This window comes from Pectinatus brassicae (genome assembly GCF_014201835.1).
Taxonomy (GTDB): Bacteria; Bacillota; Negativicutes; order Selenomonadales; family Selenomonadaceae; genus Pectinatus; species Pectinatus brassicae.
In genome coordinates this window covers 1-19,387 of sequence record NZ_JACHFH010000043.1, presented here as the reverse complement: position 1 = coordinate 19,387, position 19,387 = coordinate 1, and the positions used below count along the sequence as shown (strand labels likewise).

At 39.2% G+C, this 19,387-nt stretch carries 19 protein-coding genes and 1 pseudogene; 19 read left to right on the top strand and 1 reads right to left on the bottom strand.

Annotated elements, in window-relative coordinates; all coding sequences use genetic code 11:
* From HNR32_RS13920 to HNR32_RS12230, 14 genes and pseudogenes are all read left to right on the top strand, one after another.
* Positions 1-295, top strand: a 295-nt coding sequence (locus HNR32_RS13920) for a hypothetical protein (RefSeq protein WP_221300621.1), incomplete at its 5' end; no start/stop codon positions are given.
* A 314-nt stretch (positions 296-609) separates the two neighbouring features.
* Positions 610-1,146, top strand: coding sequence for a hypothetical protein (locus tag HNR32_RS12290; protein ID WP_183863103.1), 537 nt, complete (start codon positions 610-612; stop codon positions 1,144-1,146).
* 154 nt (positions 1,147-1,300) lie between these two features.
* Positions 1,301-2,446, top strand: a pseudogene (locus HNR32_RS14405) (aldo/keto reductase).
* A gap of 289 nt (positions 2,447-2,735) precedes the next feature.
* Complete coding sequence (locus HNR32_RS12280) at positions 2,736-3,341, top strand: TetR/AcrR family transcriptional regulator (protein ID WP_183863101.1); 606 nt, start codon at positions 2,736-2,738, stop codon at positions 3,339-3,341.
* 206 nt (positions 3,342-3,547) lie between these two features.
* Positions 3,548-4,708 carry an iron-containing alcohol dehydrogenase gene (locus HNR32_RS12275; protein ID WP_183863099.1) on the top strand — a complete coding sequence of 387 codons (1,161 nt, stop codon included), beginning with the start codon at positions 3,548-3,550 and terminating at the stop codon, positions 4,706-4,708.
* A gap of 149 nt (positions 4,709-4,857) precedes the next feature.
* On the top strand, positions 4,858-5,403 hold the full coding sequence (locus HNR32_RS12270) for a glutathione peroxidase (protein WP_183863097.1): 546 nt from the start codon (positions 4,858-4,860) through the stop codon (positions 5,401-5,403).
* A gap of 17 nt (positions 5,404-5,420) precedes the next feature.
* A complete protein-coding gene (locus HNR32_RS12265) occupies positions 5,421-6,389 on the top strand; it encodes an NAD(P)/FAD-dependent oxidoreductase (protein ID WP_183863095.1) in 969 nt (322 codons plus the stop codon).
* Positions 6,364-6,606, top strand: coding sequence for a glutaredoxin domain-containing protein (locus tag HNR32_RS12260; protein WP_183863093.1), 243 nt, complete (start codon positions 6,364-6,366; stop codon positions 6,604-6,606). The genes HNR32_RS12265 and HNR32_RS12260 overlap by 26 nt, the downstream gene beginning before the upstream one ends.
* Before the next feature lie 49 nt (positions 6,607-6,655).
* Positions 6,656-7,162 carry a nitroreductase family protein gene (locus tag HNR32_RS12255; protein WP_183863091.1) on the top strand — a complete coding sequence of 169 codons (507 nt, stop codon included), beginning with the start codon at positions 6,656-6,658 and terminating at the stop codon, positions 7,160-7,162.
* A gap of 170 nt (positions 7,163-7,332) precedes the next feature.
* Entirely contained in the window at positions 7,333-7,620 is a 288-nt protein-coding gene (locus tag HNR32_RS12250; RefSeq protein WP_183863089.1) for a putative quinol monooxygenase, read from the top strand.
* 41 nt (positions 7,621-7,661) lie between these two features.
* Positions 7,662-9,584, top strand: a complete 1,923-nt coding sequence (locus HNR32_RS12245; RefSeq protein WP_183863087.1) for an oxidoreductase — start codon at positions 7,662-7,664, stop codon at positions 9,582-9,584.
* 115 nt (positions 9,585-9,699) lie between these two features.
* The gene (locus tag HNR32_RS12240; protein ID WP_196611100.1) at positions 9,700-10,677 is read left to right on the top strand and encodes an NADH:flavin oxidoreductase; all 978 of its coding nucleotides are present in this window, start codon (positions 9,700-9,702) and stop codon (positions 10,675-10,677) included.
* 19 nt (positions 10,678-10,696) lie between these two features.
* Positions 10,697-11,509: a nitroreductase family protein gene (locus tag HNR32_RS12235; protein ID WP_183863111.1), complete on the top strand. Its 813-nt coding sequence runs from the start codon at positions 10,697-10,699 to the stop codon at positions 11,507-11,509.
* Positions 11,510-11,638: 129 nt separating this feature from the next.
* Entirely contained in the window at positions 11,639-12,601 is a 963-nt protein-coding gene (locus HNR32_RS12230) for an NADH:flavin oxidoreductase (RefSeq protein ID WP_183863086.1), read from the top strand.
* 147 nt (positions 12,602-12,748) lie between these two features.
* Here HNR32_RS12230 and HNR32_RS12225 read toward each other — a convergent pair whose 3' ends face one another.
* A complete protein-coding gene (locus HNR32_RS12225) occupies positions 12,749-13,255 on the bottom strand; it encodes a MarR family winged helix-turn-helix transcriptional regulator (RefSeq protein ID WP_183863109.1) in 507 nt (168 codons plus the stop codon).
* A 599-nt stretch (positions 13,256-13,854) separates the two neighbouring features.
* On the opposite strand from HNR32_RS12225, the gene HNR32_RS12220 reads away from it, so the two are divergent.
* The 5 genes from HNR32_RS12220 (at position 13,855) to HNR32_RS12200 (ending at position 19,316) form a co-directional block, all read left to right on the top strand.
* Positions 13,855-15,075: an alpha/beta hydrolase family protein gene (locus HNR32_RS12220; RefSeq protein ID WP_183863084.1), complete on the top strand. Its 1,221-nt coding sequence runs from the start codon at positions 13,855-13,857 to the stop codon at positions 15,073-15,075.
* Between the two features lie 2 nt (positions 15,076-15,077).
* On the top strand, positions 15,078-15,692 hold the full coding sequence (locus HNR32_RS12215) for a hypothetical protein (RefSeq protein WP_183863082.1): 615 nt from the start codon (positions 15,078-15,080) through the stop codon (positions 15,690-15,692).
* A gap of 123 nt (positions 15,693-15,815) precedes the next feature.
* The gene (locus HNR32_RS12210; RefSeq protein WP_183863080.1) at positions 15,816-17,675 is read left to right on the top strand and encodes an alpha/beta hydrolase family protein; all 1,860 of its coding nucleotides are present in this window, start codon (positions 15,816-15,818) and stop codon (positions 17,673-17,675) included.
* Positions 17,676-17,997: 322 nt separating this feature from the next.
* Positions 17,998-18,681, top strand: a complete 684-nt coding sequence (locus HNR32_RS12205) for a helix-turn-helix domain-containing protein (protein ID WP_183863078.1) — start codon at positions 17,998-18,000, stop codon at positions 18,679-18,681.
* Positions 18,639-19,316: an IS3 family transposase gene (locus HNR32_RS12200; protein ID WP_183863107.1), complete on the top strand. Its 678-nt coding sequence runs from the start codon at positions 18,639-18,641 to the stop codon at positions 19,314-19,316. Before HNR32_RS12205 ends, HNR32_RS12200 begins: the two co-directional genes overlap by 43 nt.
* Positions 19,317-19,387: the final 71 nt, after the last annotated feature.

Below are 19,387 nucleotides of genomic sequence, written 5' to 3'. Positions count from 1 at the left end.
ATACCCGGGCAAGAGACAATTCAAGAGAGCAATTCCAGCCTGCCATGGACAAAAGCCGTGGGCAAGGCATGGTCAAAGGAAGTTAGCGGCTACATCTAGTACTCAGTCAATTAAGGAAATTAATAGCTCAATTACACAGTTGAAGACTTCCATGACGAATTTAGGTGATAAAATGAAGGATAATAATCGTAGGTTTGAGATTCAGGCACAACATATTGAAGAAATTGATGCGAATATAAAAGAAATTAACGCTACTGGTGAAGGATTAAAAAAATTGGCGAAGCTAATGGAATAAGCGAGTTTGAACTTTGGGGCAGAAAAAATATTGCCTTAATAATTGTTCGAGCAAATCCTCGTTTTTATAATTGTTACACTTGTCAATATTCTGGTAGTAATTTTGTTGAAAACATCACAGGATGTTGCCGTTGTATTTTGGTGCTAAGAAGGATGTAACTCTTAGTAAAAGATAAGTACAATCCGGCAGAAGGGGGGAGGTTTTTTACTCATTTTGAGCGTTTTGAAAAGCATGAAATACATGTAATACATAAAAGGGGAATAAAGTTCCCTGTTCCTATTTTATTGAGAAATATAATACGAGGAGACAAGAAGATGTATTTTGGGATATTAAATAACAGTATTCGCAAACGAACTTTTTTACTCGCGATAGTACTAACTGGTTTGTTGTGGGCTGGATTGCCGGAATCGTTATCATTACAAGAGACAAAAGGACTTTATCCAGTGATAGGCACCATGATTTGTATATTAAATGGTATTATTTTGCCTATGGTAATGGCAAAATTTACCATAAGTCAATCCGAAATCCGTAAGGCTACTAGGGATGATGCCTTAGAAGTATCTAGGATTATCACTCATATGGAACATACCTTTAGTAGATTATTTATGACCCTCTTTGTGACGTTGTACTTATTTTTATGTACGCAGCTAGAATTAGGAAAAGATACATTCGTATTTGAAATATTCCAAGAAATAAATTGGAAAATATTCTATCTATTTATTTTGCTATTATCTTATTCCTTATTAATGCTTTATCAGACAGCTCCTATGTTCATTGTCTATGCAAGGAAGCACATTGCCGATAGTGCGAAAGATAAGCAGTACCAATTAAAAATGGCGCGGAAAGAGTAAAGCGGTAGTCTTGTGACTTTTTTAGCGAAAGAGGAATCAATATTTACTCAGGTTATTAATAACAGTCTGATTACGCAAGAAATGAGTTAGCAAGATACTAACTTTGCCGGGACTTTTTTTAAAAATATTATAATAAAAGGGTGGGTTTCTTTTGCTGTATCGAAAGTATGGAAAAACAAAGGAAATGGTTTCTGTATTAGGGTTTGGGTGTATGCGGCTGCCGATTATTAATAATGATCCAACGTAAATTGATGAGGAAAAGGCAATATATATGATTCGCCATGCGATTGATTCTGGCGTAAATTATGTGGATACAGCTTATCCATATCATGGAACTGGCTTTACTCATGGAGGAGAAAGTGAGCCTTTTGTTGCAAAAGCCTTAAAAGACGGCTATCGAGAACGAGTAAATTTGGCGACGAAACTTCCTAGTTGGTTGATTAAAACTAGGGCTGACATGGATAAATACTTAAATGAACAATTAGCACGTCTTCAGACAGATGTAATTGATTTTTATTTAGTACATTCGTTAAATAAAAATGTTTGGCCAGTGCTCAAAGAAGCTGGGATTGCTGACTTTTTAGATCAAGCAATTAAGGATGGAAAAATTAGATATGCTGGATTTTCTTTTCATGATCAGGGTGGATTGTTTAAAGAAATCGTAGATGAATATCCTTGGACATTTTGTCAAATTCAGTATAATTACTTGGATGAGGACTACCAGGCCGGTAAAGATGGTTTAGAATATGCGGCGAAAAAAGGCTTGGGTATTGCCATTATGGAACCTCTAAGAGGTGGAAACCTTGTCAAACTGCCTAAAGCAGCAGATGATTTATTTGCGAGAAGCGCCGTGAAGAGGTCTTCAGCTGAATAGGCTTTACGATGGGTGTGGAATCATCCAGAAGTATCTGTTTTACTCAGTGGTATGACGACGATGGAGCATGTAACGGAGAATCTAAAAGTGGCGCAAGAAGCTCATGAAAATTCATTAGCAACGGAAGATATAGCAATAATTAATAAAGTAAAGAAAATCTTTAACGAGAGGATAAAAATCAATTGTACAGCTTGCTCTTACTGTATGCCTTGCCCTGTGGGAATCAATATTCCTGGATGTTTTGCAACATACAATGACTATTGGTCTTTTGATGGCTCACTAGTGGCAAAACAAAGATATGCAATTATGTCAAAGCTTGGAACTCCTGCGTCTAAGTGTGTAGAATGTGGTAAATGCGAGAGTCATTGTCCCCAGAGTATTGAAATTCGTAAAGAATTAAAGAATGTAAAAGAACTATTTGAATAATTTTTAAAAAGCAAAAGATATATTTAGAGCATACTGAGGATAGAATGTTTAAATATATTTTTTAAAACACGAGGATAGCTACTTGGTGGATTCAAATCGCTAATAAAAATATTAAAAAAACGGAGAGATACTATGAAATTAATAAATTATAACTGAGCAAGAAGCTCATACATGCGCGTGCGTAATTTAAAAATTGAGTACTTATGTCACACAAAGTGCAAAAAAACATGCGTAAATATTTTATTCACAAGGTATTGACTATTAATATGACCGGTTGTATAGTAATGGCATGAGTAGAAAAAAAAATATAGATTTAGAACAGACGCGATTAAATATACTAAAGGTAGGTTTATCTCTTTTAGAACAGAAAGGTTTTAATGCCACAGGCATTCAGGAAATCACCACCATTGCACGTATACCGAAAGGCTCTTTCTATAATTACTTTGCAAGTAAGGAAGAGTTTTGTGTAGAGATTATCCAATTCTATACAAAAACACGTATTGAAGAATGGGAAAATCTGTTGGAGGCAGAAGATAAAGGTGATCCATACCTCGCCCTACATGCAGCTTTTATAGAGCTTGCCATAGGATATGAATGTGCTGATCCTAAGACGGGTTGCCTGCTAGGTAATCTTGCCGGTGAAATCAGCGAGGTCAGTGAAGATTGCCGCATGGCGCTACAGGATGCGATTGGCAAATTTAAAAAAATATTAGAGTTACGGTTGCTATGGGGGCAGCAACATTCTAAAGTAAGGATTGATTTATCAGCACCGCGACTGGCTGATCTTGTGTGGGATGTTTGGCAAGGCAGTTTATTGCGAATGAAGATTGAAAAGTCGGCAGAACCAGTTCGAAATACATTAGAGACGTTGTTTGAAAAAATGCTATTGCCATAAAAGCAATCTTTGTGTTTGTGACGATGTGTGTAGGGGGAGGCCCTTATCTTTTTTGTTACATTATTGGTATAAAGGATTGCTTTAACATATTCAGATAAGCGATGCAAGTAGACAGCAATATATGCCAAGATATTCGTAAACTAGTAAGATGGAACAAAGTTATACTTAAACTGTATGTTAAATAAAAATATAAAGGGGCTAGTACTATGCAAAATTTCCAATTCGCAAATCCAACACAAATCATATTTGGTAAGGGACAAATCGAACAATTGACTGCAAAAATTCCAGTAGGTAGCAAAGTGTTTATACTATACGGAGGCGGCAGCGCTCAAAAGACAGGGTTACTTGGGACTGTAAAGGATACTTTAAAGGGCTATCAAGTAGGAGAATTTGGTGGCATTGAGCCAAATCCTACTTATGAAACACTTATGAAGGCAGTAGAAATTATTCGTAAAGAAAATTACGATTTTCTGTTGGCAGTTGGAGGAGGCTCTGTTATTGACGGAACTAAGTTTATTGCAGCGGCTGTGCCTTATCTACAGGGCGATCCTTGGGAAATTGTTAGAGACTGGTTAGACGTAAAAAGTGCTCTACCTTTTGGTGTCGTATTGACGCTACCAGCTACTGGTTCGGAAATGAATGATGGTGCAGTGATTACTCGCAAAGAAATTCAGGCAAAACTTCCATTTATGAGCAAAGCAGTATTTCCACGCTTTTCAATATTAGACCCTATTTATACATATACATTGCCAACAAAGCAAATTAGTAACGGCGTGGTGGATTCTTTTATCCATGTAATGGAACAATATCTGACGTATCCTGCAGAAGGTAAAGTACAGGATCGTTTCTCGGAGGGGTTATTGTTAACCCTGATTGAAGAAGGACCCAAGGCTTTACAAGAAAAGGAAAATTATGATGTTCGTGCCAATTTAATGTGGGTAGCTAGCTTAGCTTTAAATGGACTTATTGGTAGCGGAGTTCCCCAAGATTGGGCGACGCATATGATTGGTCATGAAATTACGGTGCTATATGGTTTGGATCATGCGCAGACACTTGCAATTGTGCTGCCATCCCTGCTCGAAGTTATGAAAGAAGAAAAGCAGGCTAAATTATTACAATATGGGGAACGAGTTTGGAATTTACCTAAGGATATGTCTGTGGAAGAAAAAGCAACAGCCGCCATTGAGCGGACTCGAAACTTTTTTGAAACCATGGGAGTCAAGACTAGGCTGGCCGACTATGGCCTAGGGCAAGATGTAATTGAACCGATTATTGCCAACTTAGAAGCACATGGAATGGTTGAACTTGGTGAGAAAGGTCTAGTAACCCCAGCTATAGTGCGTAGCATATTAAGCAAAAGTCTGTAAATAACTTTTCGCTGTATAGGTGTAGAAATTATTGCTATCGCTGAATTGTAAAATATAAGTCATGCAAGGCAAAGGTGTTAAACACCCGCGCTTTGTGTGACTTATATTAAATAAAGCTGAATGGTCATATTATTAAAGGAGGACTTATTATGAGCGTATATGATTTTAAAGTAAAGCGAGCAAATGGAGACGTTATTTCATTAAAAAATTATGAGGGTAAAGTACTTATTGTCGTAAATACAGCAAGTAAATGTGGGTTTACTCCTCAATTTGCGGATTTAGAAAATTTGTATCGGGAATACGGAAACGCGGGTTTGGAAATACTGGGTTTTCCTTCCAATCAGTTTGCTGGGCAGGAGCCCGGGAATGACCACGAGGTACAGAAATTTTGCCAAGTTAATTATGGTGTGAGCTTTCCCATTTTTGCAAAGGGTGATGTTCGAGGAGATGATAGCAATCCCCTGTTTACGTATCTGAGTGAAGCGATTCCTTTTACTGGCCTTGATGAGGCTACTCCTCAGGGAAAAGGACTACAAGATTTTCTAAAGGAAAATTTCCCACAATATCTTGAAGGGAACGGAGTAAAATGGAATTTTACTAAGTTTTTAATTGACCGCAAGGGTAATTTGGTAAAGCGCTTTGAGTCACCTGTAAGTCCGGTAGATATGGTTGAAGATATTAAAAGGATTCTATAGGAATTAGGTGAGTCATAATGGAGAAACAGATAAAAAAACCGGATGTGTTAATTATTGGCGCAGGGCCTGCTGGTTTAACTGCTGGCATTTATGCAGCCAGGTTGAAACTTGACACATTAATTTTAGAAGATGAGTTAGTGGGAGGACAAATACGGGATGCCTCTCTGATACAAAATTATCCTGGCTTCAAGAGTATTAGTGGTAGTGAACTGATAGAGCGTATGCGAGAGCAGAGTGTAGTTGCCGGAGCGAAATTAGATGAATTTGATCGTGTACTCTTAGCAACATTGACAGGGGCAGAAAAGAAAATTGAGACAGAAGGGTTTATCTACTACCCAAAGACTCTGATTATTGCAGCTGGAATGAAACAAAAAGAGTTGCCTATACGTGAAGAAAAGCAGTTTCATGGTAATGGCATTCATTACTGCGAAATTTGTGACGGTCACCTCTATGAAGGTAAGGAAATTGCCGTAGTAGGAGGGGGCAGTGCAGCAGTGGGGGCAGCCATATCACTGACTAAATATGCAAGCCGAGTTACTTTAATTCATCGGTCAGGTACTTTACGAGCCGACAAAAAAAGTCAAGAAGAATTATTTAGTAATCCTAAAATTAAAGTAATGTGGAATACTAAAATTCTGGGTGCATTTGGCGATAAGCAACTACAGACCCTGCTTATACAGGAGGAAGCTGATCAGGACAAGCGAGAAATGAAAATGGATGGCGTGTTTGTATATATTGGCTCCTTACCGCGGACCGAAATGTATGCACAGGATTTAGAACTAGATAATTATGGGAATATTGTTGCCGGGGAAAGTTGTGAAACCAATATTCCTGGGGTTTTTGCCGCTGGTGATGTGCGGACCAAAAAAATTCGCCAATTGACTACGGCAGTTAATGATGGGACCGTAGCGGCGTTAATGGCGGAACGATATATTTTAGAATTGCGTAGGAGGGATGTATATGATAAAGGTGTACTCAATTTCTGATTGCTCTTGGTGCAAAAAAGCAAAAAGCTATTTAGAGCAAAAAGGAGTCAACTATGAAGAAATTAATGTAGAGCACGATGCGGAAGGTCTGAAGGAATTAGTGTCACTTTCCGGTCAACAGAGTGTGCCAGTAGTGAACATTGATGGCAAGATTGTCATTGGTTTTGATCGGAATAAAATAGACGAATATTTACAATGGCAACTGTCGCAGTTTTAATCCAATTTATTGAGAACAAATAAAAAAAATATTATTAGGGGGCAATATAATGGAAGCAATTTTTAACAGAAGAAGTATACGAAAATATGAGGAAAAACCAGTTGAAAAAGAAAAAATCGAAAAACTTTTAAGAGCTGCCATGCAAGCGCCATCAGCAGCAAACCAACAACCATGGGAATTTATAGTTGTTGAAGATAAAACAGGGTTAAAAAAACTGTCAGAAACAAGTCCTTATGCAGGGATGGTTGCAAATTCCGCAGTTACATTTGTATTGCTATCAAGAAAAGAAGAAATACCAATTCCAGAAATTACAGATCAAGATATGGGGGCTGCTGCAGAAAATATTCTTTTGGAAGCAGTACACTTAGGGCTTGGGGCAGTTTGGATTGGAATTGCACCTGTTGAAGAAAAAATGAATGCTGTAAAAGATATGTTTAGTTTGCCAGACAGTATTGAGGCCTTTGCACTCATAGCAGTAGGCTATCCAGATGATCAAAAAAATGTATTTATCGATCGATTTGATAAAGCAAGAGTTCATTACGAAAATTGGAAGTAAAGGGTTAATGATTACGACTCCTTTCTTTTAACCGGGGGGGAGTCGTAAATCTACTAAAAAGCAAAACAAATTGGGAATAATGGCAAGAAAATAGGAGTAATGAGTGATATGGTGTGTGTCATTAATGTTCAGTCAAAGTATCCAATAATAAAGATAGGGAGTGACCTTACATGATAAAAGTTGTAGCAAAATTTTTTCCAAAAGAAAAGAAAATTGATAGAGTCATAGAATTAGCTAGGGAATTGGTCGAAAAAACAGTGCTAGAAGAAGGCTGCATCAAGTACGAGATGTACCAGGATGAAAAAGATCCTAAAGTCTTACTAATGCTTGAAGAATGGGAAAGTATAGAATTTTTAAATAGCCATATGTCTTCGGAGCATTTTACAAGAATTGTTCCACAACTTAGTGCATATATGGATAAAGAACCGGAAATCAGTGTTTGTAAAAAAGTACTGTAAAACCTTGTACAGTGATAAGAAGAAAAGAGTGTGATGTGTAAATGTTAAAAAAAATATTTTCTCCCATAAAAATAGGAACACTAGAAGCTTCTAATCGTCTTGTTGTACCTGCTATGGTGGTTAATTACTGTAATGAGGATGGGACGGCAACAGAAAAATTTATCGCCTATCATGAAGCAAAGGCAAAAGGTGGCTGGGGAATTATTATAACGGAGGACTATGCTGTGGATCCCAAAGGGAAAGGATTTACAAGGATTCCTGGACTTTGGGATGATAGTCAAATACCAGGACATAGGGAGCTTACAAAACGCGTTCATCAATATGCAAGTAAAATAGTGGCTCAAATTTATCACGCTGGAAGACAAACAAATCACTTGGTTATAAATGACCAGCCTGTTGCTCCCTCGCCGATTCCATGTCCTGCTAACCAAGAGATTCCACATGAACTTACTGTGACAGAAATTCAACAATTGGTGAAAAATTTTGGCGATTGTGCTCGTAGAGCGCAAAGTGCAGGTTTTGATGGTGTCGAGATCCATGGTGGACATGGATACTTAATCGCACAATTTATGTCCTCGTATTCCAATAAGCGAACCGACGAATATGGCGGGAACATTTACAACAGAATGAGATTTCCGCTAGAGATACTAGCGGATATCAAAAAGAAAGTTGGCAATGATTTTCCAATTTTCTTCAGAATTTCAGGGGATGAACTTGTCCCAGGTGGAAGAACCATTGAAGATACAAAAGCAATTGCCATATTGCTTGAAGATGCTGGTGTGAATGTATTACATATATCTGCCGGAGCCTATGGAGCTATGCACGGAATTATTCCACCTGCAACATTGGCCCATGGCTGGATTACAGATTTAGCGGCAGAAGTGAAGAAAGTTGTCGATATTCCCGTAATCACTGTTGGCAGAATCAATGATCCACTCTTAGCGGAATCCATATTAAGAAGTGGGAAAGCAGATCTTGTTTCAATGGGGAGAGCATCATTAGCAGACCCGAATATGCCCCAAAAAGCCTTAGCAGGTAAGTTTGATGAGATCATTCAATGTATAGGCTGTTTACAAGGGTGTGTTGCTAAGATTGTTGAAGGAAAAGCAGCTCAATGTATTTTGAATCCTACTTTGGGAAGAGAGTGGGAAATAACAATTAAGCCAGCTGAACATAAAAAGAAAATATTTATTGCCGGTGGTGGTCCTGCTGGACTAGAAGCTGCAATCCTAGCCTCACAAAGAGGACATGAAGTTCATGTATTTGAAAAAAGTGATAAGTTGGGTGGGCAATTCTATCTTGCAAGCATTCCGCCATCAAAGGGGGAAATTGCAGGTTTCATAGCTTGGCAAATCAAGCAACTAAAAAAATTCAATGTAAATATCCATTTAAGTCGTGAGTTGACTAAAGAAGTAGTGGATTTAGAAAAACCCGATACAGTAATTGTGGCTACAGGAAGCCGACCAATTGCAATAGCTATACCTGGGATGGAGAACTACCATACAGTAACTGCTCAGGACGTATTAATGGGCACTGTTACAACCGGTGCCAGGGTGGCGATTATTGGCGGAGGTTTAGTAGGATCAGAAACGGCAAACCACTTAGCTAATCATGGAAAGAATGTAACAATAATCGAAATGATGCCAGCGATAGCCGTTGATGAACCATTTAGTGTACGAGAATTTTTACTAAAGGATTTAGCTGATAAAGGTGTTAGAATACTAACTAACTTCAGAGTTCAAAAGATTACTGCAGAAGGGTTAGTTGCCGCAAAGTTTGACTGCGAAGAAAATTTAGGAAAATTTGATACCATAGTAATCGCTGTGGGTGTGAAGGCTGTTAATGAATTAACTCATGAGTTAGCGGGGAAAGTGAATGAAATAATTACAATAGGTGACGCAACGACGGTAAGAAAAGCATTAGAAGCGATACATGAGGGCTTTAATACAGGCATTGCAATTTAAAGATAGCAAGAGATTATATTTAGGGGGTGGATTTATGAAAAACTTGTTTGATCAAACTAAAATAAATGAGATCACGGTAAAAAATCGATTATTCCGTGCCGCCACGTGAGAGAACTTGGCGGATGAGCAAGGTTGTCCAACCACAGATCTCCTTAAGGTGTATGAAGAATTAGCAGCTGGTGGCGTAGGAACGATTATCACCGGTTATGCACATGTTTTAGCGGATGAACAACCCAATCCTGGAATGTTGGGAATCTATGATGATTTTTTGATTGCGCATCACCTACCGTTGGTTGAGGTTGCCCATCGACATCATGCTCGTATTATCTTGCAAGTCGCCTATGGTGGCTCTATGACGGATTACCAGGTAGGTAGTCGTGAAATCTGGGGACCGTCCGCGGTGCCTCAAAAGCGGACTGGTGTAGTCCCAACGGAAATGACTGCAGCTAATATCCAAACCCTAATTGGTGCATGTGCCGCTGCTGGCCAGCGGGCACAAGCAGCAGGATATGATGGCGTTGAAATTCATGCCGCTCATGGTTATTTATTGAGCCAGTTTTTAAGTCCCTATTATAATCAGCGTACTGATGCCTACGGCGGTTCGAGAGAAAACCGGGCTCGCCTCATCGTCGAAGTATATGAGGCTATGCGTAACGCGGTTGGCCCTCAATTTGCCATTTTGATCAAAGTCAATTGCAGTGATTTTGATGAAGAAGGCGCTACATTTGATGATTGTCAATACCTTTGCCAAGAACTGGATCGACGTAGCATTGATGGGGTGGAAATCAGCGGCGGCCTCAGTCCTTGGGATATGAATGCCTCCCGGGAGGGTGTTTTTGGCGAATATGCTGCTCAAATTGCTAAGCTCATCAAAGCGCCAGTCATCGTGGTTGGAGTAAACCGTGACCCTCAAGCAATGCAAGAAACCCTCGATACTACTAATATTCAATACTTCTCCTTGTCCCGACCGTTGCTTCGTGAGCCAAATCTTGTTCAGCGCTGGGAATCAGGAGATAAAACGGAAGCACGGTGTATTTATTGTTGCAAGTGTTTTAGCACTATCGGTAATCGCTGTATTTTCGTAAAAGGGTAGCAGAAAGGAATTGATTGATATGAACCTTATTCAAGTTGACCAAGAAAAATGTATCCGCTGCGGCTTTTGTGCAGAGGTTTGCCCTATGGGTGTTATCAATATGGATCAACAAGGCCCACAAGCTACAGGAAATAACTGTATCGCCTGTGGTCACTGTGTGGCGATTTGTCCCCACGAAGCATTAGAGAACATAAAGACGCCTCTGGCTGAGCAGGTACCAGTGGAAAAAGTACCTGTTCTTGATGCAGACACGGCAATCCGTTTTCTCCGCACGCGGCGCTCAATTCGCCGTTATACCCAAAAGGCTGTACCGCGGGAGAAAATTCTGCAACTTCTTGATGCTGCCCGGCTGGCGCCGACCGGCGCAAACTCCCAGGGAGTGGCTTATCACGTTATTGATAATGCTGACACACTTCGCAAAATTACAGATGTTATAGTAGATTGGATGGAGGAACAAGTGCAAAAAGGATCTCCTTGGGCACCCTATTATGCAGGTCCAGTCCATACGTATCGTAAAACAGGTCAGGATGTCATTTTGCGGGGCGCGCCATGTTTGGTTGTGTCCATAGCGGCGAAAAACTTTTTGCCTCGTGGTCGGGACAATACACATTTTTCCTTGGCTTACGCCGAATTGTATGCACCGTCTATTGGGTTAGGGACATGTTATGCTGGAATATTTGAATCCTGTGCAGTTGCTGGCTATCCGCCGCTATTGAAACTTTTGAATCTATCGGAAGATATGGCTGTCACCGGTGGACTGATGGTTGGGTACTCCCAACATACCTATAAACGGCTAGTCAACAGAAATCTGCTGCAAGTGACTTGGGAGTAGTTCAAGTTATTTCTTAGCAGGAAAGAAAATACTATGCTTTTTAGAGAAAACAAAATCTAGTACAGATATGGCAGTGAAAAGAAAAGGAGAGAATTATGGTTAAATTTAGAATGCTCAATATCCAATAAAATGACTTTAAAAAACAGATTGGTAATGCCACCGATGGCTACTTCAAGGTCGGAAGACAATGGAAAAGTGAGCAAAGGCATCTTAGATTACTATGATGAAAAAACCAAGGGTGGATATATCTCGTTAGTCATTATCGAACACAGCTTTATTGCACAACAAGGCAAGGCTAGTGACAAGCAACTTTCCATAGCAGACAATAGTCTGGTGGAAGACTTAAAAGAACTGGCAACTATTATACATAAGAATGGCTCTAAAACAGTAATGCAAATCAACCATGCTGGAAGTGCAACCGATAATAAAATTACAGGGGTTGATATAGTTGGACCTTCAGCTGTACCAAATCCACGTACGGGTAATCTTCCAAGGGAACTTACTGAAAAAGAAATTAACGAGGTCATTGAAAGTTTTAAGGATGCAGCACTGCGTGTAAAAAATGCTGGTTTTGACGGTGTGGAGATTCATTCGGCTCATGGATATTTGCTAAACCAATTCTTTTCTCCTCTCAGTAATAAGCGAATAGATCAATATGGTGGAGATGTGCTTGGACGAATTAAAATTCATTTAGAAATTATTAAAGCAGTACGTAATGCTGTTGGTGATAGTTATCCTATTCTTCTGCGTTTAGGTGCATCTGATTATATGGAAGGTGGAAGTACAATTGAAGACAGTAAAATCGCTGCATTAGCATTTGAAAAAGCAGGAGTAGATATTCTCGATATTTCTGGAGGATTTTGCGGATATACTGTTCCTGGTTCTAAGGTTCAGGGATATTTTTCGTCCTTGACGGAAGGCATTAAGGAAGTTGTTTCCATTCCTGTGATACTGACGGGTGGAATTACGGAAGCTCAGGCTGCGGAAAAACTGCTTTTGGAAGGAAAAGCAGATCTTATCGGTGTAGGAAGAGCTATATACAAAGACTCTAAGTGGGCTCAAGACGCGATTGAAAGTATTAAATCAGAATAGTTGAAAAATAACTGATCATACGACCAGACCTAGGCTAGAATTTCTCGTTTAGGAACAAAAAAGCAAGCAGAGACTTAATCTGCTTGCTTTTTTTGCCTAGTCATTATTTATCATTTTTAAAGCCTTGCTTTTTAATAGAAATTAGTTTTATGGTTGATGAATTTTTGTATATATTTGTTTTTCACCCTTATTTCCTAAATCGATAGTTCGATCCGCAAAAACATCCATCATCCTCTCCATCATCACTACATACTTTTGAGGAATTTGGCCTGCAATCTCAAACATTTCTTTAAAACAGGTCTCATAAATAAATTTAGAGTATTGTTCATACACAGCTTCTCCTAGAGGCGTTACTTTTAAAAAAATATCCTTTTGATTGTTATTGCAGCGGAACTTTTCCAATAACCCTTTATCCATTAATTTTTTTACATTCTTTGAAAACGCACTCCGTGTAATCCCCAGGCGCTTAGCGATTTCTGACATTTTCTGGTCTTCGTTTTCCAAAACATATTCCAGCACCTGAATCTGTGCAGCTGAAAAATCTACGCCCGCATGATAATCCATTTGTTTATTATAGATATGTGCATAGGCATTCGCGTATTTAATTATTTTTTCAACAAGTTCACGGTGCTTATTCATCCATTCTAACTTCATTGTCAATCTGCCCTCTCCTTAGCAAAATCAAAGTGTATATTATTATTTTTAAATTAAGTATAGCACAAAAATGCAGTAAAGTATGCCTTCGATGAAAACTCCTCAAAAAAGATAGAGAAAAAGGGCCATAGAAAATCAGGCCCACCCATTTGAGCTTTTTCAGTGGTTTTTAGTGGTTCTATATGCCTGATCTGGGTATGGTGTGTAGTTGTAATAGCGAAAGAGTCTAAACTTATGTGAATTTGGCCAGAGTTTTGTGTTTATGTGAAAAATATGTGAAGTGAAATGTAATATTCGTTGACATTATTGATTCCTTGGGATACAATAATGTCAACGTGTGAAAAATGAGAAAAATAAGAAAATATAAAAATTAAAAACATACCAAATAGTTTTATTTTGTATGAGCTTGCATTATTCTCAAGTCTACCACGTTCACAAGTTTCTTTTATTTCTGAGTGATCGTTGTTTAATGTCAATGAGAATTCATGGTTTCTCGCTGTTACCAATCTATTTTAAGAATGTTAGAGAGGGGGAGGTCACAGAAATCAAAGTTAGACTCTAAATTCAATGATTATTAAGAAAAATGGGAGGGGAAATCGATGAAAAAGTGGTTTATTGTAGCAATTCTTTTGATTTTCATTGGCAGCTGTATCGGCTACTACTTCAATACCGCTGGCGGCGATATTGCGGTCAAAGATGTCCGTTTTGCAGGTAAGGACGGCAAAATACTTAGCGGACTATTATATATTCCTTCAAACGCAGCAAATGCAACACCTGCGCCTGCGGTATTAGGAATGCATGGTTACATTAATTCCCGCGAGACGCAAGATGCCTTCGCGATTGAATTTGCTCGCCGCGGTTATGTTTTTCTTGCGATGGACATGACTGGACATGGATATTCAGATCAAATACTTGGTGACGGCTCCCGTGGCGTGGAGGACGGGATCAAATATATCAGGAACCTACCTTTTGTTGATCACAACAATATTGGACTGGAAGGACATTCTATGGGTGGATATTCCACCAGTGATGCGGCTGTGCGCAATCAAGACAAAATCAATACACTGATATTGGTCAGCTCGGCTTCAGAAATGCGTGGCGGTCCCCAAATCACAGGTGATGCAAAATTCAATTTTGCAGTTGTTTTCGGGGAGAGGGATGAATTTACCCGTTTCATGTACGGTGTTAACCGGGCTAGGGATATCGGCTCAGTCGCTAAGCTCAAAGTAGCTTTTAACACAACCGATGATGTAGTCTTGGGAAAACTTTATGGTTCTTTTGCAGACAAAACGGCACGCCAGTGGTTCATGCCTTCTGCCACTCATCCTGGGGCGCACTTATCAAAAGAAGCTATCGGTGATGTTATCCAATTTATGCAAGGATCTATTGCCCCTCCTAGAAGACTTGATTCAGGTGATCAAATCTGGCAATGGAAAGAATTCGGTAACGCTTTAATCTTTATTGGATTGATTGTATTTATGGGGACAATTGCCAGATGGTTGATCCATTTGTCTTACTTTAAAGATCTTATCCACCCAATGCCTGCTACCAACGCTAAGATGAATGCCAATTGGTGGATAGGTGCGTTAATCGGCACAGTCATCCCAGCTGCATCGCTCTTTAAGTTCCAGAACTGGGGTAATGGGTGGATTCCTCATAACTGGTTCTGGCCTCAGGCCATGACCAACGGAGTCGTAGTGTGGGACCTGATGAATGGTTTGATCGGCTTAGTACTGTTTGCTGTATGGTATCACTTTATTTATCAGGCGGATGTCACCCGCAAACAAACATCGAGTAACTTAGTGAATGGGGGGCAATGACAATGAAGAACTTTAGTGCAGATGCTTTCAAGTTTGGCCTATCAACCGACAGTAGCCGAAATGAATTTGATTGGATTAAGATTGGCAAATCATTCCTACTTAGCTTTTTGGTTGTGGCCAGCACTTATTTAGTGTTAGCGTTGGTGGACTGGATTTTCTTACTGGATGCCCGCTGGTGGGTATTTAGCATTAAACTAATGAACTTTGACCGTTTCGTCATCTTCCTAAAGTATTTGCCGGCGTTCGGGCTGTACTTCGTGATTAACAGTTTCATTTTACACGGGCAGTTTCGCTTGCCAGAGATGGGTAGCAACACCAGAACGACAGTTCACTGGACTCTAGCCTACACGTTTTTTAACTTATTCGGAATTGCACTGTTAATCGGCTGGCAAGAAGGCTATTTAGCACTAACCGAAGTACTTTATATTCCAATGGAAGCATTACTAACAGTAATTGCATTCCAGTTTATACCATTGATGGTAATTACTTCTTACTTTTCGACCACTTTTTTCCGAATAACGGGTAATATCTATACGGGTGCTTTTACAAATACCCTCTTCGTCACTTGGTATATTGTGGCCAACCAAGCCATTCAGTGGCCGAAATTAACACCTTGATCTAATATAGATATCGCTGAATAAATATTTTATCTAGCGATATCTCACACCACCATAAGTACCGTTATGTATACGGCAGTCCATTTCGTGCCTTGAGCGAAGTGAAAGGAATGATTATAAAACATGAAAGAGAAAAAAAACTTACGAATTGTAGTAATTTCGATAATAATGTGTTTAATCAGTATGGTTGGTGCATCTATTGTGCAAACATCGGGAGGCAATATTACAGTTAAAGATTTGCGTTGGGAAACTCCATCGGGACATCTTATGAGTGCATTGCTTTTCATTCCACCCAATGCTACAAAGAATGATCCAGCCCCTGGAATTGTCACTAGCCATGGTTGGTATAACAACCGTGAAATGCAGGATATGAACTACGTTGAATATGCACGTCGTGGTTACGTTGTTATGTCAATTGATATGTATGGACATGGTAACTCAGACGCGGTTGATCCAACTGAGTGGCAAAACCGTGGTACAGGTATGTATGATGCAGTTGAACTTATGGCCGGTCTTCCCTATGTTGACAAAAAATATATTGGAATTTCTGGTCACTCTAATGGCGCTCGGGCTGCTAATTGGTCGATTCTAGAAGATAATCGTAAGGATAAACCTCTGATTTCGGCTGTTTTGCTTGTTGCAAACGATGCAATGTATACAAATGATCCAGGAGAGCCATTGTACTGGACGGCAAGGACAGACGAGCAAAAGTATACGAACAATTATGGCACTCGTGATGTTGGCATTGTTGCTGCTCAATACGATGAATTTTTTTTCCGTAGCAATTTGAAAGATGGTAGTTATACTGTTCCACGTGATTATATCAACACCCAGTATGCACAATCTTTCTTGAACTTTGGCGTGGATCCAAAGGGTGGAAATGAACACCGTACAAGCTATAACATTTACAAACAGGAAGTCAACGGTAAAATTGCCAGCCGTGTTATTTATAACCCTGCACAAATTCACCCTTGGAATACCGTTTCTTCATCCGTTGCCACCAGTAGTATAGAGTTTTTTCAAGATGCCTTTGGTGCGCCAAACCCGATAGCACCCAATAATCAGGTCTGGCAAATTAAAGAAATATTTAATTTTATTGGCTTAATTGGTTTTGTAATGTTCATTGGAAGTTTTACCAAAGCATTGCTATACACAGCACCATTTTCATCTCTCAAAGCTTCCAGAGAAGCAGTGGCTGCACCTGCTCCTGTTGGCATGGGCAAGGTTTGGTTCTGGGGAGGTTTATTTGTAAGTGCGGTAGTTTCTGGTTTTAGTTATATGAACCTATTCACCTGGTCTAACAGCTTCCGCCCAGCATTCTTTTCTCAAGAGCCTGTATTCTTCATAGGTGTTTGGTGTGTGGTATCCGGAGTTACCGCAATAATCATCATGTTTCTGTCATACAAGTTCTTCGCTAAAGAGCAGGGTATGAATCTTCGTGAAAGCGGTATTATTATTAGCTTTAGAGCTTTGTGCAAAACGGTTGGTTTAGCATTAATCGTTTCTGTCGCGACTTTTAGTCTTGTATTCATTGCTGATTACCTGTTTAAAACGGACTTTCGTATGTGGGTAATCGCTGTTAAATCTTTTACGCCGGATAAGATTGTTATTTCCTTAAAATATTTACCCTTCTTTCTTTTGTTCTATGTTGCAAACTCTGTAGCTGTTAACTGCTTCAATTATGTTACCGTAGGCAAAAAGGAGTGGATGAATATTGCCTTGTTAGCCATGTTTAACGGCATAAGTAGTATGGTTATACTTGCTGTTCAGTATACCAGTTTCTTTACTACTGGCGAAGTATTCTTCACAAGTATTTCTAACATTGTGGAAATCTGGCTTTTCCCTATTGCTATTATTTTACCGGGTGCGGCCATTATTTCCCGTAAAATTTATCGGGTAACACTAAATCCATACCTCCCTGGAATTATTAATGCCTTTATTATTACGCTGATAAGTTGTACTAATACTCTTACTCAATTATAGACTTTACCCTTAACTCATAATCTTAGATAATTCAGCCACTTTGGTAAATAATAAGCTGTTGTGCTAACATACATTCAGTCATAACATTTACATGAGTTTAGAGAAATATGCTAATTCTTTAGGTGTAATTTTGTATAAAATACTTTGCGGAGCTGAGCTACCTTAAAAACTCCCTGTAACTAGCCATAAGAAAAGTGGAGGCGGTTGCTCAAGCGCGGAAGTTTTGCGTGGCAAAAGGCTCAACTTGTAGCAGAATGATATGCTCCCCTCATGGTAGACAGGTTAAATAATAAAAACCTACTATCGAAAGAGGAGCATCTTTATGTCTAAATTTAATAAATATAGTGCAGCAGAAAAACTATCCATATTGCAAGAAATTGAAATGGGTGAAGCTACACTTTTAGAGATTGCTAAAAAATATGAAATTAACAGATCAAGTTTAATAAATTGGCGTCATCGCTATGAAGTGTATGGATATAATAGTTTAGAAATTCGAACTGGTAATAAGAGATATTCCGCGGAACTTAAAATTCAAGCTGTGCGGGACTATCTTTCAGGAAATTATTCGCAGCATGAAATCATAGATAAGTATGAAATCGCCAGTTTTACCCAAATCAAAAACTGGATTAAAAAGTATAATAGTCATAGTAGCTTTAAATCTAATGAAAGTAGAGGAACACATGCTATGACTAAAGGGAAATCCACCAATTGGAAGGAACGAATTGAGATTGTCTTATACTGCCTTTCTCACAATCATGATTACCAGAACACTTCCCAAAGCTATAAGGTTTCATACCAACAGGTTTATCAATGGGTAAAGAAATATGAAGATGGTGGAGAAGATGCCTTAAAGGATGGGCGAGGGCGAAAAATAGCATTCGAAGAATTAAGTGAGGATGATAAACAAAAGCTTGCTATGAAAAAACTCGAGTACGAAAATGAGTGGCTTAGAGCGGAGAATGCATTATTAAAAAAATTGAAAGAACTCGAAGGGAGGCGATATTAAGTCAAATTCGGCATGAAAAAATCTATGTAGCCATCCAAACCGTACAGCGATTAAACCATTTTAGTGTGAAATTACTGTGTCAAATAGCAGAAATTTCACGTTCGAGCTATTACAAATGGTTGAAGCGCAGAATCAGTCCCCATGAGCAAGAGAACCAACAACTTATTAAATCAATGATCTTGCTCTACAAGAAGTTTGAAGGCATTTATGGTTATCGTCAATTAACCATAAACCTGAGACGGCAAACAGGTCAATTAATTAACCACAAACGTATATACCGTCTCATGAAGCTGGCGAGAATCCAAGCGGTGATTCGCAGAAAGAAAAAGAAATATGTTAAGTCAACACCGCAGCAAGTTGCTGAGAATCTCTTAAACCGTAAATTCACTGCAGAGAGATCAAATGAGAAATGGCTGACCGACGTAACGGAGTTAAAATATGGAAACGGTCAGAAAGCCTATCTTAGCGCTATCTTGGATTTGCATGATAAAGCAATTGTCGCCTATGTTTTAGGCCATTCAAATAATAACAGTCTCGTGTTCCAAACCTTGGACTTGGCCTTGCAGGCTGCGCCCGGTAGTACGCCTATGATTCACAGTGACCGAGGATTTCAAGTGCGACAAGAAGTCGCGTAATATATTGCCGAAAGGCTACCCCATCCATTCGGGGTAACCCTATTGTGACTAGCGTGAATGGCAACGTTTGG